14 protein-coding genes are annotated in these 17,757 nt (G+C 51.0%); 2 read left to right on the forward strand and 12 right to left on the reverse strand.

The window, feature by feature from the left end; translation table 11 throughout:
* The first annotated feature begins 51 nt into the window (after positions 1 to 51).
* A complete protein-coding gene (locus K4H25_RS09015; protein ID WP_221020217.1) occupies positions 52 to 681 on the forward strand; it encodes a protein-methionine-sulfoxide reductase heme-binding subunit MsrQ in 630 nt (209 codons plus the stop codon).
* Positions 682 to 695: 14 nt separating this feature from the next.
* Here K4H25_RS09015 and K4H25_RS09020 read toward each other — a convergent pair whose 3' ends face one another.
* The 11 genes from K4H25_RS09020 to K4H25_RS09070 form a co-directional block, all read right to left on the reverse strand.
* Entirely contained in the window at positions 696 to 2,831 is a 2,136-nt protein-coding gene (locus tag K4H25_RS09020) for an ATP-binding protein (RefSeq protein ID WP_221020218.1), read from the reverse strand.
* Positions 2,832 to 2,930: 99 nt separating this feature from the next.
* Entirely contained in the window at positions 2,931 to 4,946 is a 2,016-nt protein-coding gene (gene recG, locus K4H25_RS09025; protein WP_221020219.1) for an ATP-dependent DNA helicase RecG, read from the reverse strand.
* A 612-nt stretch (positions 4,947 to 5,558) separates the two neighbouring features.
* On the reverse strand, positions 5,559 to 6,050 hold the full coding sequence (locus K4H25_RS09030; RefSeq protein ID WP_221020220.1) for a YaiI/YqxD family protein: 492 nt from the start codon (positions 6,048 to 6,050) through the stop codon (positions 5,559 to 5,561).
* Positions 6,051 to 6,066: 16 nt separating this feature from the next.
* Positions 6,067 to 6,978 (reverse strand): patatin-like phospholipase family protein, encoded by a 912-nt coding sequence (locus K4H25_RS09035; RefSeq protein WP_221020221.1) that lies wholly within the window; start codon positions 6,976 to 6,978, stop codon positions 6,067 to 6,069.
* Positions 6,975 to 7,691, reverse strand: a complete 717-nt coding sequence (gene tsaA, locus K4H25_RS09040) for a tRNA (N6-threonylcarbamoyladenosine(37)-N6)-methyltransferase TrmO (RefSeq protein ID WP_255587461.1) — start codon at positions 7,689 to 7,691, stop codon at positions 6,975 to 6,977. Before tsaA ends, K4H25_RS09035 begins: the two co-directional genes overlap by 4 nt.
* Positions 7,692 to 7,797: 106 nt before the next feature.
* Positions 7,798 to 9,120, reverse strand: a complete 1,323-nt coding sequence (locus K4H25_RS09045) for a sodium-dependent transporter (RefSeq protein ID WP_221020222.1) — start codon at positions 9,118 to 9,120, stop codon at positions 7,798 to 7,800.
* Between the two features lie 116 nt (positions 9,121 to 9,236).
* Positions 9,237 to 9,680, reverse strand: a complete 444-nt coding sequence (locus tag K4H25_RS09050; RefSeq protein WP_221020223.1) for a DUF4124 domain-containing protein — start codon at positions 9,678 to 9,680, stop codon at positions 9,237 to 9,239.
* Positions 9,681 to 9,795: 115 nt separating this feature from the next.
* Complete coding sequence (locus K4H25_RS09055; protein ID WP_221020224.1) at positions 9,796 to 10,260, reverse strand: hypothetical protein; 465 nt, start codon at positions 10,258 to 10,260, stop codon at positions 9,796 to 9,798.
* Complete coding sequence (locus tag K4H25_RS09060; protein WP_221020225.1) at positions 10,257 to 11,237, reverse strand: Nudix family hydrolase; 981 nt, start codon at positions 11,235 to 11,237, stop codon at positions 10,257 to 10,259. The genes K4H25_RS09055 and K4H25_RS09060 overlap by 4 nt, the downstream gene beginning before the upstream one ends.
* A gap of 73 nt (positions 11,238 to 11,310) precedes the next feature.
* Positions 11,311 to 12,552: a bifunctional glutamate N-acetyltransferase/amino-acid acetyltransferase ArgJ gene (gene argJ / locus K4H25_RS09065; RefSeq protein WP_221020226.1), complete on the reverse strand. Its 1,242-nt coding sequence runs from the start codon at positions 12,550 to 12,552 to the stop codon at positions 11,311 to 11,313.
* Positions 12,553 to 12,822: 270 nt separating this feature from the next.
* Entirely contained in the window at positions 12,823 to 13,860 is a 1,038-nt protein-coding gene (locus tag K4H25_RS09070) for a serine/threonine protein kinase (RefSeq protein WP_221020227.1), read from the reverse strand.
* A 457-nt stretch (positions 13,861 to 14,317) separates the two neighbouring features.
* On the opposite strand from K4H25_RS09070, the gene K4H25_RS09075 reads away from it, so the two are divergent.
* Entirely contained in the window at positions 14,318 to 15,916 is a 1,599-nt protein-coding gene (locus K4H25_RS09075; RefSeq protein WP_221020228.1) for an ABC transporter ATP-binding protein, read from the forward strand.
* Positions 15,917 to 16,003: 87 nt separating this feature from the next.
* Here K4H25_RS09075 and K4H25_RS09080 read toward each other — a convergent pair whose 3' ends face one another.
* Complete coding sequence (locus tag K4H25_RS09080; protein ID WP_221020229.1) at positions 16,004 to 17,725, reverse strand: SulP family inorganic anion transporter; 1,722 nt, start codon at positions 17,723 to 17,725, stop codon at positions 16,004 to 16,006.
* Positions 17,726 to 17,757: the final 32 nt, after the last annotated feature.

The following is a 17,757-nucleotide window of genomic DNA, read 5'->3' on the forward strand; positions in this document are numbered from 1 at the left end:
AATCTGCACCACACGTCATTTGAACAAAACCTTCTACTGCAAGGTATATTCATGCAACGCATTATGAATGAAGGCTTAAAGCCTATACCTATATTGTTGCGCGATAGGCTCAAAAATTTGTTGCCGCGTCCAACTAAAGTACTGCTGTTGATTGCGGGTCTGCTGCCTTTGGCGCGCTCGCTAGTACTGAGTTTGGATGCAGTTAATCCCATTGAATTTTTTACCCGCTCGACTGGCACATGGGCGCTGGTGGCGCTGCTATTAACCTTAAGCATCACGCCATTACGACAGTTGACGGGCTATTCCCGCTTGATTGATTACCGCCGCATGCTAGGGTTGTTTGCTTTTTTTTATGCGCTTTTGCATTTCATGACGTATCTGTGGCTGGATCAATTTTTTGATTGGTCGGCGATAGTGCGGGATATTTTAAAGCGGCCTTTTATTGCCGTTGGTTTTGCGGCTTTTGTATTGTTAATCCCGCTGGCGGTGACATCAACCAAGGGCTGGATGCGGCGTTTAAAGCGCAATTGGTCGCGTTTGCATCGCTTGGTGTATGTGATTGCGATTTTAGGCGTAGTGCATTATCTCTGGCTGGTGAAGGCCGACCTGAGTACGCCATTGATTTATGCTGCCGTATTGGCGGTGTTGTTGGGCTGGCGTGTGCTGCATCGAGTTCCTTAGTCCGGTTGTTGGACTTAGGCTGATTGTGTCTGGCGTTGGTGGTGCTCGCTGATGGCGCGGTGGGTGAGTTTGATTTCGGCGTCAAGTTCAGCCAATTGTGCAGTTTGGTATTGGCTAGGGTTTTGCTCGATGTGGGCTAAACATTGGGCGATCCGATCTGCACCAATTTGCAGTGCAATGCCTTTACCGCTGTGTGCTAAACGACAGCTCTCTTGTGGGTCTGGCTGATTGGCGAGCTGCTGAATAATTTCATGAATGCGCTTGAGCCCTTTTTCGCTAATGGTAAAAAACCGCTCCGGACTAAAGCCCAGCCGGGTTTGCGCTTGTGGATTGAAATAAGCCAGCTCACTATCGTCTGGCTCGCAACGCTTGTCGGCGTCAATAAAAGCAGTGCTTGAGTGTTGGGTGCTGGTGTGCTGCGTAAGGCAGGCAATGGCGTTGATTAAATCTTTAGCGGCAAACGGCTTGCCAAGCCAGCCATTGAGGCCGATGCGTTGAATTTCAGTCTCGCTTGGGCGCAGGCCAGCACTAACCATGAGTGCCGGTAAGAAGTTGCCGCGCTGGCGCAAAATTTCGAGTGTGGCAATGCCATCTAACTCGGGCATATTGCGATCAATCACCAGCATATTAATGTGTGGATTTTGGCTCAAGAGGCTGAGAGCCTCTTGCCCATGACGCGCCTCGATGACGCTGGCGTTGGCTAAGCATAAAATTTGCCGCATCAGGTCGCGATTTACTTCTTGATCTTCAACCAACAAAATACATAAGCCTTGCAGCGAGCATTGTGGCGCGGGGTTTTGGGCGCAATAGGCTTGAATTTCAGCTTGTACAGTACAGGTGAACGTACTGCCTTGTTGCGACTGGCTGGTAAAGCTTAAATCGCCAGCCATATTGAGCGCATATTCTTTACTGAGTGCTAAACCAAGGCCGGTACCACCTTTAATGCGCCCGCTGGCGGTTTGCTCAAAAGGCCGAAAAACACTATTGATTTCTTCGGCATCAATACCCATGCCCTGATCTGCGACGATGGCTTGCAAAGTAATGCGCTGGTCGGTAAGTGCTTTGGCGCTGATATGGCAAGTAATGCAACCTTGATCCGAAAACTTAATCGCATTGCAGAGTAAATTAATCAGTATTTGCCGCCATTTTCCGGTGTCTAACCATACATTGTCAGGGATAGGATCGGCGCTAATTGTTAGCGTTAGATTTTTGTTGAGTGCCATGGGTTGAAAAGTAGCCTGCAAATCATTCACTAGCGCTGGCATGTCTAATTGACTGGGGTTGAGTGAAAAATGCCCCGCTTCAATTTTGCTCATATCGAGCACATTACCCAGGAGTGTTTGTAAGTGTCGGCTGGCTTGAATAATGTGCTGCAAATAGGTTGGATTGCTGCGATCTGCACTGGCTTGAGCTAATTCGGAGTAGCCCAAAATGGTGGTCAGCGGCGTGCGCATTTCGTGGCTAATAGAGGCTAAAAACAGGCTTTTGGCTTGATTAGCCGCTTGAGCACTTTGTTCTGCGGCTTTGAGTTGGGCCAGCGTCTGTTGGTTGCGCCATAAAGTGCGCAGCGCAAAATAAGCAAAGCCACTCATTAGCGTCAATAGTAAGGCAATCAAGCTTAGGCGGTAGCGACTAAAACTAGTAAAAATGTCTTTTTTGGCTTCTAAGCTGGCATTGTATTGTGCATCAATCGAGGAGACGACAATACGTAAGTGCGGGGCGACGCGCTCCATGCTGCTGGCCAAAGCCGGCAATTGCGCCGCGCTAAGAGCGGGGAGTAATTGTTCAGTTTTGTTGGCCCATTGCACCAGTGGCGTAATGTGTGCATTAAATTTGGGATTGTTAGAGTATTCGCTAAATTGGCCACTGTCATAATGGTGGATTAGCGTTGCAAACTCAGCAAACGCAGCTTTGATTGCGATAAAGTTTTCCGGCTTAGGGTTTTTGATGGCTTCGTCGACGGCGCGTTCGACAAAACTAAATAGGCGATTGCCAGAGCGCGCTTCTTTAATCAGCTTTTGCTGCGCTGGGGAGTTAAATTCGTTGAGTAACTTTTGCGCTTTAAATTCATAACTTAAAACTAAAATTGAGACCAAGCTCAATACGCCGATCACAATGCAAAAAGTCGTGCGAAATTTGAAGTGATTCAAGCGAATGCCTTAAGTCAAATAATATATGCGACTAGTATATCTCTTTGGAATTCTTACGTGTCGATTGCGGTAAACCCTAGTTATTCACTGTTGCTTTGTTTACACTTTTAGTAACGCTTCGCGTCCGGGTAGCCAGCGATCTAAATGTGGCTGAGCCAAATTGGCGTGGTGCTGCAAAATGGTTTCGGCGCTGTCTCTGGCTAATTCAAGTAAATCAGCGTCGGTTTCTAAGTCGGCAAAACGCAGCATCGGTACGCCCGATTGCTTAATGCCGGCCATATCGCCTGGCCCTCGGATATGCAAATCTTGGCGGGCAATTTCAAAGCCGTCGGTGTGCTCAAAAATTACTTTTAACCGCGCTTTGGCGGTTTCGCTCAGTGGCGTGGTGTAGAGCAAAATACACAAACTGGCGTGCGCGCCACGGCCAACTCGGCCGCGTAATTGGTGTAATTGCGATAAACCCATTCGTTCGGCGTGCTCTATCACCATGAGGCTGGCGTTGGGAACATCAACGCCCACTTCGATTACCGTAGTGGCGATTAAGACTTGAATTTCATTGCGAGAAAAAGCGGCCATGGTGGCGGCTTTTTCTTCCGGTTTCATTTTGCCGTGTAATAAGCCAACGGCAATGCCTTCGAGCTCTTCGCTTAGCTGGGCATGGGTGTCGACCGCGGTTTGCAATTGCAGTGTTTCGGATTCTTCGATTAAGGGGCAAACCCAATACACTTGCCGACCTTCAAGCACTTTGGCAGCAATGCGCTCAATAACTTCGTCGCGGCGCGCATCGGAAATCAGTTTGGTAATAATCGGCGTTCGCCCTGGCGGCAATTCATCAATCACGCTGACATCCAAATCGGCGTAAAAACTCATTGCCAAGGTGCGTGGGATCGGCGTGGCACTCATCATCAGCTGGTGTGGGCTTTGGCCTTTTTCGCGTAGCGCCAATCTTTGCTGTACGCCAAAGCGATGTTGCTCATCGACGATGGCCAAGCCAAGGTTTTGAAACGCCACACTGGCTTGAAAAATCGCGTGAGTGCCGACCAAGAGTTGTGCGCTGCCGTCACTCGCGGCTGCAATCGCTTCGCGCTTGGCTTTGGCTTTTAAGCTGCCAGTGAGCCACACCACGTTAACGCCCAGTGGCGTTAACCATGCTGATAGTTTTTGAAAGTGCTGTTCGGCCAAAATCTCGGTAGGGGCCAGCATCGCCACTTGAAAGCCCGCTTCGATTGCATGGCAGGCGGCCACGGCGGCGACAATGGTTTTACCCGCGCCCACATCGCCTTGCAGTAGTCGCTGCATCGGGTGCGCTTGCGCTAAATCTTGGGTGATTTCAAGTAGTACGCGTTTTTGCGCGGCGGTGAGATCAAATGGCAAGTTGGCAATCAGCTGCGCGCCAAGTCGACCGTCAGGGTCGATTTTGGGTGCGGTTTTTTCGCGGCGCACAGCGCGCGCTAAGCGCAGCGACAATTGCTGGGCGAGTAATTCGTCAAACTTAAGTCTTTGCCATGCCGGATGCGTGCGGGCGGTGAGCAGTATCTTTGGAATGTCGGGGGTGGGCGCATGCAGTAAACGCACGCTGCTGGCAAAATCGGGCAATTGCAGTGGCGCTAAAATGGCGTCGCTCAGGGTGTCGGGCATTGGTGTATTGGCCAAGGCTTTAGCGATCCATGTAGCCAGTTGCGCTTGCGATAAACCGGCGGTGGTTGGGTAGATCGGGCTGAGTGCTTCTTGCAGGCTGACTTCGCCACCAACGCGAATTTTGGGGTGAACCATTTCGGTGCCAAAATAGCCGTGGCGTAAATCGCCATAGAGTCGCACGCGCTTGCCAACGGCCAATTGCTGCACTTGGCTAGGGTAAAAATTCATTAGTCGCACCACCAATGAGCCGCTGGCGTCTTTAACGCGGGCATTCAGTTGTTTGCGCGGCTTGTAATTGACTTCGCAAGACAGCACCTCGCCCTCAACCAAAACCGGACTGCCCATCGGCGCGTCGGCAATGGCGTAGAGATGCGTTTCGTCTTCGTAGCGCAGCGGCAAATGCAATATCAAATCAAATTCGCGTTGTATCCCCAATTTATGGAGACGCTGCTGTTGGGCGGGTGTGAGTGAGCTCATTAGTTGGCTTGAACAATCGTTCTATTGGCTTCACTGTACCGTATTTGCGCCATTTGAGCTAGGGGCGGTTGACATTGGCGGTTTACGTCGTTGATTTTTAAAAAGCCAACGCAGAGGCGCAGAGACGCGGAGGAAAACATCAGCACGTTGCAGTTTAAACCGCTGCGTTTGCTTAGGGTTTTGGTCGGTTTGAGTGAGCGAAAAGCCAACGCAGAGGCGCAGAGACGCGGAGGAAAACATCAGCACGTTGCAGTTTAAACCGCTGCGTTTGCTTAGGGTTTTGGTCGGTTTGAGTGAGCGAAAAGCCAACGCAGAGACGCAGAAACGTAGAGGAAAAACATCAGTATGTTGCAGTTTAAATTGTTGCGTTTGTTGGCGGTTTGACCGGTTTAAATTTTGATTGTTTTGATTTTGCTTTTCTCCGCGCCTCTGCGTCAAAAGTTTTTGCGCAGCGTTTAGCGGCCGCGTTGGGCTAAGAGGCGATCCAGTGCTTTGGCCATCTGCAAGTCACAATTTAAACCCTTGAGTTAATGAGTTCGTTGGCGGATTGAATTCTGATTTGGCTTTTCTCCGCGCCTCTGCGTCTCTGCGTCAAAAGTTTTTGCGCAGCGTTTAGCGGCCGCGTTGTGCTAAAAACCGATCCAGTGCTTTGGCAAAAGCTTGTTTGTCGCTTTGGCTAAATGCCGCAGGGCCGCCCGATTGCAGGCCGGCGCCGCGTAGTTCCTCCATGAAGTCACGCATATTGAGTCGTTCGCGGATGTTTTCTGGTGAATAAAACTCGCCGCGAGGATTGAGCGCGTGTGCTTGTTTGTCAATAATGCGCGCCGCCAATGGAATGTCGGCGGTGATGACTAAATCGCCCGCTTGGGCTTGCGCCACAATCCAATGGTCCGCTTCGTCAAAACCATGCGCCACTTGAATGGCGCGAATGTGCGCCGACGGCGGCACGCGTATCAGTTGATTGGCGACCAAGGTGAGCGGTAGTGCTAAACGCTCGGCGACGCGAAACATGATTTCTTTAATGGCAACAGGGCAGGCATCGGCATCGACCCAAAGATGGCATTTTCTAGGGGTATTGGTGTCTGGATTTTGCTGTGTATGCATTGCTGGTAAATACCCGTTAATTTTTGCTGCGCTCAGCGAGTTTTTGTTTGATCAAAGGTAGCATCGCTAACGCGGCTTTTTCGCCTTCTAAAATGGCGACGTTTTTCATGTCAAAATCGCTGGCGCCAATTTTGCCGACTTTGGGGCGAATCACAATGTCGGCGCGGGCGAGTTCTTGTTCGCCCAATTTTTGCCCCATGATGACAATCGCTTGGTTCATCACGCCCAGTGTGCTGGTGCTGGCGGCTTGATTGTTGGCTTTGCTTGAAATATCCACCGCAATGACAAAATTAGCGCCCAAATCGCGCGCTGCGTCGACCGGTACTGGGCTAACTACGCCGCCATCAACGTATTTTTTATTGGCAATGCTCACCGGCATAAAAATCCCTGGAATGCTGCTCGACGCGCGAACGGCTTGTCCGGCATTGCCGCGGCTAAAGGCGATTTTTTTGCCAGTTTCCAGCTCAGTGGCGACCGCTGCAAAAGGCTTGGCAAACTGATTGATCGCTTTATTGCCCACCAATTGATTGACGTAATCTTGCAGTTTTTGCCCTTTGATTAAGCCGCCGCCGAGTAAATTGACGTCGCGGATTTGGCTTTCATCCAGACTAAATGCGCGCTCTTGCAGCGTAAACGCATCCATCCCGCTGGCGTACAGCGCACCAACAACGCTGCCGGCGCTGGTGCCGGCAACGACGTCGGCTTGAATGCCGTTGGCTTCAAGCATTTTAATCACGCCAATGTGGGCAAAGCCTTTGGCGGCGCCGCCGCCGAGCGCGAGGCCGATTTTAACTTTAGGCGCTGGTGTTGGTGTCGGTGGTGCAGCTGGTGGCGTACTGCACGCGGCCAAAAGACTGCTGGTGATAACGACGATGAGCGTGCAAAGTCGTGGACGGACATGATTGATTACGTACTGAAGTCGGTTCATCGTGGCTCCATTGAGAGGACCAAGGCGGTTTGACCATCGCATCGCCATTGGATTTCATACTGATAAAGTCGGATCCCATAGCTGCGGTATGGGTCGCTAGCATAGGCAGGGCGTGGGTCTTGCGCTAATACTTCGCAAATTAAGGCGTGCAGTGCGCTTGAGTCTGTTGCTGGCAATTGCGCCAATTGGCTGTGGGCGGTGGGGCTAAATTCAACGTTTAGCGTTGGTGGCGCGCCGCTGACAAAACCGCCTTTCGCCTCACTTTGGCTTTCAATAAACGGGATGTAGGGTTTGATGTCGACAATCGGCGTCTGATCGACTAAATCCACGCCAGAAAAGCGCAAGGTCACGCCATTTTGGGTGTCGATATCTAGCAGACGCACCAAAGACAAGCCCAATGAATTGGGGCGAAACGGGCTGCGGCTGGCAAAAACGCCGACTTTTTCATTGCCGCCCAAGCGTGGCGGGCGCACCGTGGGTGACCAGCGACCGAGCGTTTCATGAAAAATAAAACTCAGCCAAAGATGAGAAAACCCGTCCAGGCCTCGTACGCAATCGGCGTGATTAAATGGCGCAACGAGTTTGAGCGTGCCAATCGCATGCGGCGCCAAACTCGGTTGGCGCGGAATGCCGAATTTGTCGACAAAAGGCGTGCGAATAAAACCAATTGGCTCGATGGTGTATGGGTTTGGATTCACAGCGTTTGGATTCACAGGGTTGCAGACTTCACAATAGAGCGGCCATAAAAAAGCAGCGAGTGCTGGATATTACCGCACTCGCTGCTATCTGTAGGGCTTGGCTTGTGTGTTTAGTGAACAATTACAAGTTGTGCGCCCAAATCACGCAAATCACAATTGGTGCAATGATGGCGCAAATAAAGCGAAACGCCGGCAAAATACGCGCTGAATCTTGCGCAATTAGCGACGCTTGTACGCGCGGCCAAATCGCCCAGCCAGCAAACAATGCTGCTAATAAACCACCTGCAGGCATCATCACATTGGAGGCGGCGTAGTCCATCAGGTCAAATGGATTTTTGCCAAAAATATGAAAATCAGCCAAAACGCCAAATGACAGCGCCGCTGGAATGCTCAGTGTAAATACCGCAATGCAGGTCATTAAAGTTGCTTTTTGGCGCTGAATATTAAATTCATCAATCAAAAATGCCACGATCGGTTCGAGCAAAGAGACTGAAGAAGTAATGGCAGCAAAAATCAGTAGCAAAAAGAACATTACGGCAAAGAATTGACCGAATGGCATTTGCGAGAAAATCGCAGGCATGGTGATAAACGTCAGGCCAGGACCAGCTGATGGGTCAATCCCAAAAGCAAATACCGCCGGCAACACCATTAAGCCCGCCATTACGCAAGCGAGGGTCGCCAAGAGTGAAATCCACAACGTAGCGCCAGGTAGTTTGGTTTTTTCGTCAACGTATGAGCCGTAGGCAATCAAAATCCCGCAGCCGACCGACAATGAAAACATTGCCAAACCCACTGCTTCAATCATCATTGCGGCGTTAATTTTGGAAAAATCAGGGGTGATGAAGTACATCACGCCGTCCATGGCGTTAGGTAAAGTCAATACGCGCGCAATAATGCCCAGCATTAAGATAAACAATGCTGGCATCAAGATTTTGCTGGTGCGCTCAATGCCTTTTTGTACGCCGCCCATGACGATGCCAACTGTTGCTACCAAAAATAGACCGGTATAAAAAATACTTTGGCTTGGGCTGGCAATAAAGCCATTAAATAAGTTGCTGAGTGCCTTGGTGTCTTGCGTCATCACTTCGCCGGTGAGCGATAGCCATAGGTAAGCAAAACTCCAGCCGCCAACAACGCAATAAAACGACAGCAAAACAAAAATACACAAAACCGAGAGTCGCCCCGCCCAAGGCCATAGACCGCCTTTGAGGTTGCGATACGCGGTGGTGGCGGATTTTTTGGCCATATGGCCGATGCTCATTTCTGCGAGCACCATCGAAATACCAATTGTTAGTACGCAGGCGAGATACACCAGTAAAAACACACCGCCACCGTTTTTGCCGGCAACGTAAGGAAATTTCCAGATGGCCCCAAGTCCGACAGCGGAGCCTGAGGTGGCTAAAATAAAGCCGAGTTTTGAGCCCCAATTGGCACGTGAAGACATAAAAATGCTCTAGTTAAATTGTCACCACGGGAGTTTTGCTTTTTCAAGCCCCTCGAACAAGGGTAATAGTTGGCTGGCCGATATGCGATTTGTATGATTTGTTGGGTTTGTTGCTCTTATTTTAGTGTGGTTTGGGCTTGGCTGATCGCTGCTTGCCATTGAACGGGATTGAATTCTTTCAAAATTGTTTTTTCAATAATCAGAATGGGTGGGCGCGCTTGTAAGGTCTTGGCGGCGTTAAAAAAAGCCAACATGCTGTCTTCTTGGCTTGGATCGGCCGTTTTTAGCGCGTAGCGCAATTTACTTTGTTCTAGCATGGCCTGTGCCGTTTCACAGTTTGCCCCGCATTGCGGCGTAATCCATAGTGTGATCGCCGCGGGTTTATCGGTGGCGGGCGCTGGCGCGCTACTGCTGTGTATCTTTCTTTCTTTGGCTACGGTATGCGTGGGGGCACGATCGGAATAAAACACATTGCCCTCATTGTCACGCCATTGGTAGACCTTGTTGGCAAAACCCATGCCAGATGTAGTAAGCAAAGTAAGTAGCAGCCAGAATCGCATAACAGCCTTTTATTCTAAAGTTACGAAGTGCGATATTTTGTTTTTATGCTCAAGCATTGAAGTCGAAAACACCACAGTTTAAGTGGCGCGGCCGCAGTAATGCGGCGTGCCAAGATTAAGACTTGCCGCGTGATGAAGTTTGAATTCGAACTTCAACTTGCTCTAATTGCAAAGACAGCAGCCAGTCTTGGCGTTTTTGGCTGCAAATCGGTAGCGCGGTTTCGGCCTGCCATTGATCTTTGCCAATGTCTTGCATCTTGTAGCGATTGCTACCCATATCCATATCGACCATTTGCCAATTTAAATACACCGATTTGGCGGGACCGGTCAGTGTCAGCGTGACGGGCTGGTCGGTACTTAGTGGTGCGGCGCTTTTGATTTGGTAGCTTTGTTCGTTGATTTTAAACTGACAGCCTTGCTGCAAGTCCGGGCAAGAAATATGGATCACTTGATCGACTTTTGCTTGCTGCCAGCCTTTAAATAAGCCCATTTTATAAGCAAATAAACTCGCGCCTAAAAGTAGCGCGAAGATCAGAATGCTTTTTCTGGCCCATGCATTGTTGCTCAGGATGTTTTTCATACTGTTTGACTCCATGCAGCGCGTAATAGGGCTACGCCATGCCCGCCGTGCGCTTGGGCGGTGTGAAGGGAGGATAGCGTTTGCCCGCCAATGGCAAATACCGGAAAGCACCAGCCTAATTGCAATAATTGACTGAATTTTTCCCAGCCTAAAGGCGTTTGCCCCGGATGGCTTTGCGTTGGCGCAACATGACCTAAAAAGGCAAAGTCAACGCCAATGCGCGCCGCAGCTTCAAGATCGCTCAGCTGATGCGTGGAAGCGCTCACCCAATCGATGCCTCTGGGTCTGGCGTTCAGTTGCTGTAGTTGGCTGGCGGTAAAATGAATGCCGTCGGCTTTGATCGCTTGGGCCAAGGCCAAATCACGATGCAAAATCAACTTGCCGCCGTGTGGTCGGGCAATGCTTTGCACTGTTTTTGCCAGATCTTGGTAATCACTAATAGAGAGTTGTGGTTCTCGTAACAATAAGCAAATTGGGCCAGCTGCCCACTTGGCACTGAGTTGCGCCATGAACGCTTCGCGACCTAATTCGGCCATATTGGAGATTTCAATGACCTCCGGTAAGGCTAGGCCACGCAAAATCGGGCCGTTGGCCGGCAAAATGGGTGAAACATTCAATTGGCCTACACCTTGCCAAGCGAGCTCTTGCCCTTCGTGGCCGTGCAAAGTGCCGTTCCAGCTGCGCACTTTAAAAAAGCGCAATTCAACATTGGCGTGCGGATAATTAAAACGCTGAGTGAGCCAAGGTGTGGCCGCCGTGACATCGATACCCATTTCTTCTTTTAGCTCGCGGCATAAAGCGTCGTGCGCGGTTTCGCCAGCTTCGAGTTTGCCGCCCGGAAATTCCCAGTAATGTGCGTAAGGCTTGCCAGCGGGACGGCTGCCCATTAAAAACTGCCCTTGTGCGTTAATTAATACCCCAGCGGCGACGACAGTGGTTTTTTTGGGGTTGTTGGGGTTGTGGTGGTCTGGCTGCATTGACGGGCTCAAAAAAAAGAAAAATCGCCAGCTAAGCCGTCGTGTCGGCGACTTAGCTGGGTCTGGCAGGGATCTAGCTGCGGTAGTCTGCGTTAATTTTGACGTAGTCGTAAGAGAAATCACAAGTCCACACCGTGGCGCGGTGCTCGCCGCGATTAAGTTGGATATTAATGCTGATTTCAGCTTGGTTCATCACGGCTTGGCCTTGGCTTTCTTGGTATTCTGGATTGCGCCCACCATTGATTGCCACCAATACGTCGTCAAGCCGCACTTCGATTTGGTCAACATCTAAATCGCTAATGCCGGCGTAGCCAATCGCGGCCAAAATACGGCCTAGATTAGGGTCTGATGCAAAAAATGCGGTTTTAACCAGTGGCGAGCGGCCAATGGCGTAGCCAACGGCTTTGCATTCGGCGTAGCTGGCGCCGCCTTCTACGTTAATGGTAATGAATTTGGTTGCGCCTTCGCCGTCACGCACAATCGCTTGCGCCAAAAAGTGCGAAACCTGCTCAATTGCGCCGCGCAAAGTGGCGTAGTCGCGGCTATTGGCATCCGTGATTTCGGTGTTGCCAGCTAGCCCTGTGGCAATGGCGATATAGCTGTCATTGGTGCTGGTGTCGCCGTCAACGGTGATGCTATTAAATGAAGCGTCGGTTGCGGCCAGTAGCATGTCTTGCAATAAAGTTTGGCTAATGGCGGCGTCGGTGGCGACAAAGCCGAGCATGGTGGCCATATTCGGGTGAATCATGCCCGAGCCTTTGGCGATGCCGGTCACAGTGACCGTTTTGCCATCCAAAACGATTTGCGTGCTGGTCGCTTTGGGGGCGATGTCGGTGGTCATGATCGCGTTAGCGGCCTGTGCCCAATTTTTCGGTGACAGATCGGCTTTGGCGGCGGGCAAAACGGCGATGATTTTTTCTGACGGCAGTGGCTCTAAAATCACGCCGGTTGAAAAAGGCAGTACTTGTTCGGATGTACAGTCCAATTCACTGGCCGTTGCGGCGCAAATTTGCTCGGCGCGTGCGAGGCCATCTAGTCCGGTCCCGGCATTGGCATTGCCCGTATTAATCACCAGGGCTCGGATCGATTGGCCTGTGGCCAGATACTGCTGAAGATTTTTTTGGCAAATGCGAACTGGCGCGGCGCAAAAACGATTTAAGGTAAACACCCCCGCAACGCGGGCACCATCGGCGATTTGGATTAAGGTGGTGTCTTGGCGGCCGACTTTTTTAATGCCTGCGGAGGCAATGCCAATTTCAACCCCGGCAACCGGGAATAATAAAGCAGGATCGATGGGGGCGAGATTAACCGGCATGCAAGACTCCAAATGGGTGCAAATTTTAAAAAGTAAGCAGATTGTAACGTGATGCGACTGAGCGATGAAAGGCTTTTGCTCGATGCGATGCACGTGGGTGTGTCAGTGGCCTCGCCAGTCTGCGACGATCTTTGCGAGTTAATCGCCTCTGATTGTGCTGATTGTGAACTACTTGACATCAGATTGATTGTCGCAGGTTTTGCTTAATGCCGTGTTCGCGTTCAAAAACACCTTATTCATGCCTCAGAACGCGGTGTTTTTGCGCTGTGTTTACATATCCCAATACGGCGGGTCGATTTCGTCATCAATGCGGATGTGGCCAGTGGATTCATTGCTCCACAGTGGCGGTAGATGCATGATTTCAATTTGCTCGCGCAGCTCGGCAATGCGGTCTTGCCAATAGGTGGCGGTATTAAACCAGGGAAAAGCCGCCGGAAAAGCTGGATCATCCCAGCGTCGAGCCAGCCATGCGCTGTAATGCATCAGGCGTAATGTTCGGAGCGCTTCAATTAAATGCAGCTCGCGCCGATCAAATTCACAAAAATCTTCGTAGCCGGCCAAAATGTCCGCCAGTTGGTTTTGTTGCTCGTCTCTGTCGCCAGAGAGCAGCATCCATAAGTCCTGAATCGCTGGGCCCGTGCGCGCGTCGTCAAAGTCAACAAAGTGCGGGCCAGCTGGCGTCCATAAAATATTGCTTGGGTGGCAGTCGCCATGTAGACGGATGAGTTGGATGTCGCCTGCGCGTTGATAGCATTCGGCCACGCCTGCCAGCGCCGTTTCTGCCACCGCTTGATAGCTGGCGGCTAAATCCAGAGGAATCACCTTGTTGCTGATTAAATAGTCGAGCGAGTCTTGGCCAAAGGTTTGCGGCGTGAGTTGTGCGCGATGGGCAAAGGGGCTTAGTTGGCCAACTGCGTGAATACGGCCTAAAAATCGACCAATCCATTCGCGAGTTTCAGCTTGATCGAGCTCGGGCGCGCGCCCGCCACGACGTGGGAAAACCGCAAAACGAAATTCGCCAAAACGATGCAGCGTTTGGCCGTTAAGGGTGAGCGGCGCAACCACCGGAATTTCGCGCTCGGCCAGTGCCTGCGTGAATTGATGTTCTTCTAAAATCGCCGCGTCGTTCCAGCGCTCGGGGCGATAAAATTTGGCGATAACTGGGTCGCCATCGTCGATACCAACTTGATAAACGCGATTTTCGTAACTATTGAGCGCAAGTAAATGCCCTGAGCAAGCCAAGCCAAGCGATTCAAGGGCGTCTAAGGTCAGGTCGGGCGTGAGTGCGGAGTAAGGAGCAGGTTTCATACTGGGCATTTTACGCCGTTTGGGCTTGGGCTAGGCGGTCAATTTGTGGGTTTGGCTGTTTTCTTTTTGCGCGCTTTCGGTGGGTTTCAGGGCGATTTTAAATTGTTGCCAGTTTGTGCGTTTTTTCTGGTGTTTGAGAGATGCTCTTATGAGCGCGAAGGAAGTGCTTTATGATCGATCTTTAAGCTTGAGTGATGCGCATGAAGTGTGTATTGACGCGGTGGATGGCTAAATTGTCGCTCACGAGTATGTATAAAAGTTAAAAAGCCATTGTTGTGCCATCAAGCAAAGCATAATTCAAAGCGAAATGCTTTTATCCAGCCCAATGGGTTTGTTTTTCTCCGTGCCTCTGCGTCTCTGCGTTAAAAGGTTTTTGGCGCGCTTGACGCTAAAAATAGCCAAGTGATCCGTGTTAACGAGGTTTTGATGGATTTAGTTGATTTGGGGTGTCAGCGCTATGGTTAATTTGTTGACCGTGTCGAATTTATCTCTGCGATTTGCCAGTACCAATGAGCCAGTGGTGCGCGATGTAAGTCTGCATTTGAATGCGGGTGAGAAATTGGCCTTGGTGGGCGAATCAGGCTCGGGAAAAAGCGTTCTGGCGCGTAGCTTGTTGCGATTAGATCGCGAGGTGATTGCTCAGGGCGAGATTGAATTTGCCGGTCAGTCTTTGTTGTCCTTGCCAGAATCAGCACTGCGTTTAATCCGTGGTCGGCGCATCGCGATGATTTTTCAGGAGCCAATGACGGCGCTCAACCCTTTGCAAACCGTCTACACGCAGATTGCCGAAGTCTTGGTGGGGTATAGCGCTGCAGCGGCTAGAGATAGGGTATGTAAGCTATTACTGCGTATGGGTATTACTGATGTGACTGATAAGCTCGATGTTTTTCCGCACCAGCTCTCTGGCGGGCAGCGGCAGCGGGTGATGATTGCCATGGCGATTGCTACTGAGCCAGAGATTTTGATCGCCGACGAGCCAACCACCGCGCTCGATGTGACAGTGCAGGCGCAAATCATGGCCTTGCTCAGTCAATTGCAGGCTGAGCAAGGGATGGCGGTGTTGTTTATCTCGCATGATTTAAATCTAGTGCGCCGTTTTGCCGATCGAGTGGCGGTGATGCAGGCGGGGCAAATTGTTGAGACGGCGCCAACGCAGCAATTGTTTGCGAGTCCAGCGCATCCCTATACCCAGTCTTTATTGGCGGCGCGCCCGACTCGCGTTGCTGCGCCTTTGCCATTGCATTCACCTTGCGTATTGCAAGTGCGGCAATTAACGCATGCTTATCCGGTATCTCGTTCGTGGTTTAAAACTCAACTCAAAACTGTTTTAGCCAAGCTCGATTTTGATTTGCACCGCGGGCAAACTTTGGCCGTGGTGGGTGAGTCGGGCAGCGGCAAAACAACCTTGGCTTTGGCTTTGCTGCGTTTATTGCGCGTGGGCCAAGGCGGCGGTAGCGTGCAGTTAACGCTGGATGCATCGCCCGCGCTGCAATTGAGTGCATTGCAGGGCAAAGCGTTGCGACAGGCGCGCCAGCATATACAAATTGTTTTTCAAGATCCGTTTGCCGCTTTGTCGCCACGGTTGACGATTTTTGATCTGGTGGGTGAGAGCTTGTTGGTGCATCGCCCAGAATGCAGTGAGGCTGAGCGCCGTGAGCAGGTGATTGCGGTATTGCAAGAAGTGGGCTTGGGGAATCATGCCGACATGGACGATATTTTGTCGCGCTACCCACATGAGTTTTCCGGTGGGCAAAGGCAAAGAATCGCCATTGCGCGGGTGTTGATTATGCAGCCGCAAGTTATTGTGCTTGATGAGCCGACTTCGGCACTCGATGCGACGGTGCAACGACAAATTTTGCAGTTATTAGTGCAATTGCAGCTTAAATTTGGTTTGAGTTTTTTACTGATTAGTCATGATTTGGCAGTGGTGCGTGCTTTAGCGCATCGCGTGTTGGTGCTTAAAAACGGTGAAGTGCTCGAAACCGGCGATGTTGAGCTGGTGCTGTCTGAGCCGCAGCATCCTTATACTCAGCAATTATTAGCGGCGAGTCTTTGATGGCGTGTGGTGAGCTAGGGTGCAAAGCGATACGAAGCGATGCGCGGCGGTGGAATGCGCTGCGCTTATTCGCACCCTACGTGCACCCTAAGTCTTGTTGGTGTTGGGCCAGTATTTGAGTGCTTCGTGCAAGGTGGTAAAAATATGCTTTGCGCCAATTTTTTCGCTGATGTGATGGCGGTTTAAGTCGTCAATAAAGGCGGTATCGCAACGGGCAAACATCAGTGTGATGTTTTGTTGCTGCAATTGATCATCCAGTTGGCGTAGCGATTGGGCGGCGGAGTAGTCGATATGCGTCATGGCTGAGGCGTCGATAATTAAGCAATGTACTGGCGTAGCGGCTTGGCTTATCAGTGAATGAATGTCGGCGCTAAAGCGGTGCTCGTTGGCATAAAATAAGTCGGCACCAAAATGATAAATAATCAAGCCCGGAAAGGTTGTTTCGCCCGGTTCTATGGCTTGGGTGATGAGGTGCCCCTCCGAGTTGGCTTGCAATATCGCGCAATGCGGGTTGTAGCTGTGGCTAACGTGGTGCAGTAAAGACAATAGCGCGGCAAAGAGCAGTCCTTGCTCAACGCCGACTAAGGCCACGGTCATTGCGGTAATGATTGCCAGCTTAAATTCCCCTGGGCTTTCTTGATAAATGGCTTTGAGTGCCGAAACATTAATCATGCCGATGGCGATGGTAAATACAATGGCTGCCAATACTGCATGGGGCAGGTAAGCGAGCCAGTTGGTTAAAAACATCAGGGCGATGGCGACAATGCCGGCAAAGACGATTTGCGCGACTTGGCTACGTGCGCCAGCTTGTGCCGCCATTGCCGTTTGCGTAGGACTGCCATTGACGACAAATGCCCCGCTAACCGCTGCTGCGGCATTGGCGGCGGCAAGGCCTAATATATTGGCGTTTTCATCTTCGTTTTCTTGAAATTGCAAAGCATAGATTCGTGCGGTGGCGGCACTTTGCGCAATGATGATGACGGCGCAAGATAGCGCTAATGGAATTAGTGTGAGCGTGCCATGCCAAGTCATGTTGGGCCAAGACAGTTGCGGTAATCCGCCAGGCACCGGGCCAATTAAGGCAATACCCCAGTTGGAGATGGCGAGATATTTTCCGGCCAGAATGCTAGTGAATACGGCAATCATCGCCACGGGGAAGCGAGGATTGATGTGTTTGCCAATTAAGATGGCGCCAATTACGACGATGCCCAAATAGAGCGTGGGTAAGTTGATGTCGGGTAAATGAGTGATTGCGAAATGGAGTTGCGACCAAGTGGTGTGGGCTTGATGGGTTTGATTATGAATTCCCAAAAGCGGCGCGAGCATGGCGATGCTCACTTGCAAGCCAACGCCAGTTAAAAAGCCGGTTAAGATGGTTCTGGATAAAAAGTCAGCCACAAAGCCGAGTTTAAGCCAGCGGGCTATTAGCAAAATGCCTGCCGTGAGTAGCGCGACGATGGCGACTAAATTCATATATGCGGCGCTAGCTGGTGTGGCCATGCCCGATAAGCCGTTGGCAAAGATGGCGGCAGTGGCAGAATCAGCCGCAACAACTAGATGCCGTGAGGAGCCAAACAAGGCAAAGCCCAATAAGGGGAGTAATACCGTGTAGAGCCCGGTCACAATGGGCGTGCCGGCAATACTGGTGTAGCCTAAAACTTGCGGGATATTGACTGAGGCGAGGGCGATACCGGCTTTGGCGTCATTGATGACCCCTCGCCGTGTATTGGGTATCACGCCGCGAGCTAGCACAATGCTGGGCCAGCGTCGTTGGCGATAGAGCTTGAGTAAGGTCTGAGTGATTGTCATGCGTGTTTGGATGGCTTTGGGTGGGTAGTTGA

Source organism: Deefgea piscis, assembly GCF_019665785.1.
Taxonomy (GTDB): Bacteria; Pseudomonadota; Gammaproteobacteria; order Burkholderiales; family Chitinibacteraceae; genus Deefgea.

Bases quoted from the DNA above. Each gene is read 5' to 3' on its own strand.
- K4H25_RS09080 (WP_221020229.1), bottom strand. From the start codon at position 17,725: ATGACAATCACTCAGACCTTACTCAAGCTCTATCGCCAACGACGCTGG.
- K4H25_RS09015 (WP_221020217.1), top strand. From the start codon at position 52: ATGCAACGCATTATGAATGAAGGCTTAAAGCCTATACCTATATTGTTG.
- K4H25_RS09045 (WP_221020222.1), bottom strand. From the start codon at position 9,120: ATGTCTTCACGTGCCAATTGGGGCTCAAAACTCGGCTTTATTTTAGCC.
- K4H25_RS09075 (WP_221020228.1), top strand. From the start codon at position 14,318: ATGGTTAATTTGTTGACCGTGTCGAATTTATCTCTGCGATTTGCCAGT.
- K4H25_RS09050 (WP_221020223.1), bottom strand. From the start codon at position 9,680: ATGCGATTCTGGCTGCTACTTACTTTGCTTACTACATCTGGCATGGGT.
- K4H25_RS09055 (WP_221020224.1), bottom strand. From the start codon at position 10,260: ATGAAAAACATCCTGAGCAACAATGCATGGGCCAGAAAAAGCATTCTG.
- K4H25_RS09030 (WP_221020220.1), bottom strand. From the start codon at position 6,050: ATGCATACACAGCAAAATCCAGACACCAATACCCCTAGAAAATGCCAT.
- K4H25_RS09060 (WP_221020225.1), bottom strand. From the start codon at position 11,237: ATGCAGCCAGACCACCACAACCCCAACAACCCCAAAAAAACCACTGTC.
- K4H25_RS09070 (WP_221020227.1), bottom strand. From the start codon at position 13,860: ATGAAACCTGCTCCTTACTCCGCACTCACGCCCGACCTGACCTTAGAC.
- K4H25_RS09035 (WP_221020221.1), bottom strand. From the start codon at position 6,978: ATGAACCGACTTCAGTACGTAATCAATCATGTCCGTCCACGACTTTGC.
- recG (WP_221020219.1), bottom strand. From the start codon at position 4,946: ATGAGCTCACTCACACCCGCCCAACAGCAGCGTCTCCATAAATTGGGG.
- argJ (WP_221020226.1), bottom strand. From the start codon at position 12,552: ATGCCGGTTAATCTCGCCCCCATCGATCCTGCTTTATTATTCCCGGTT.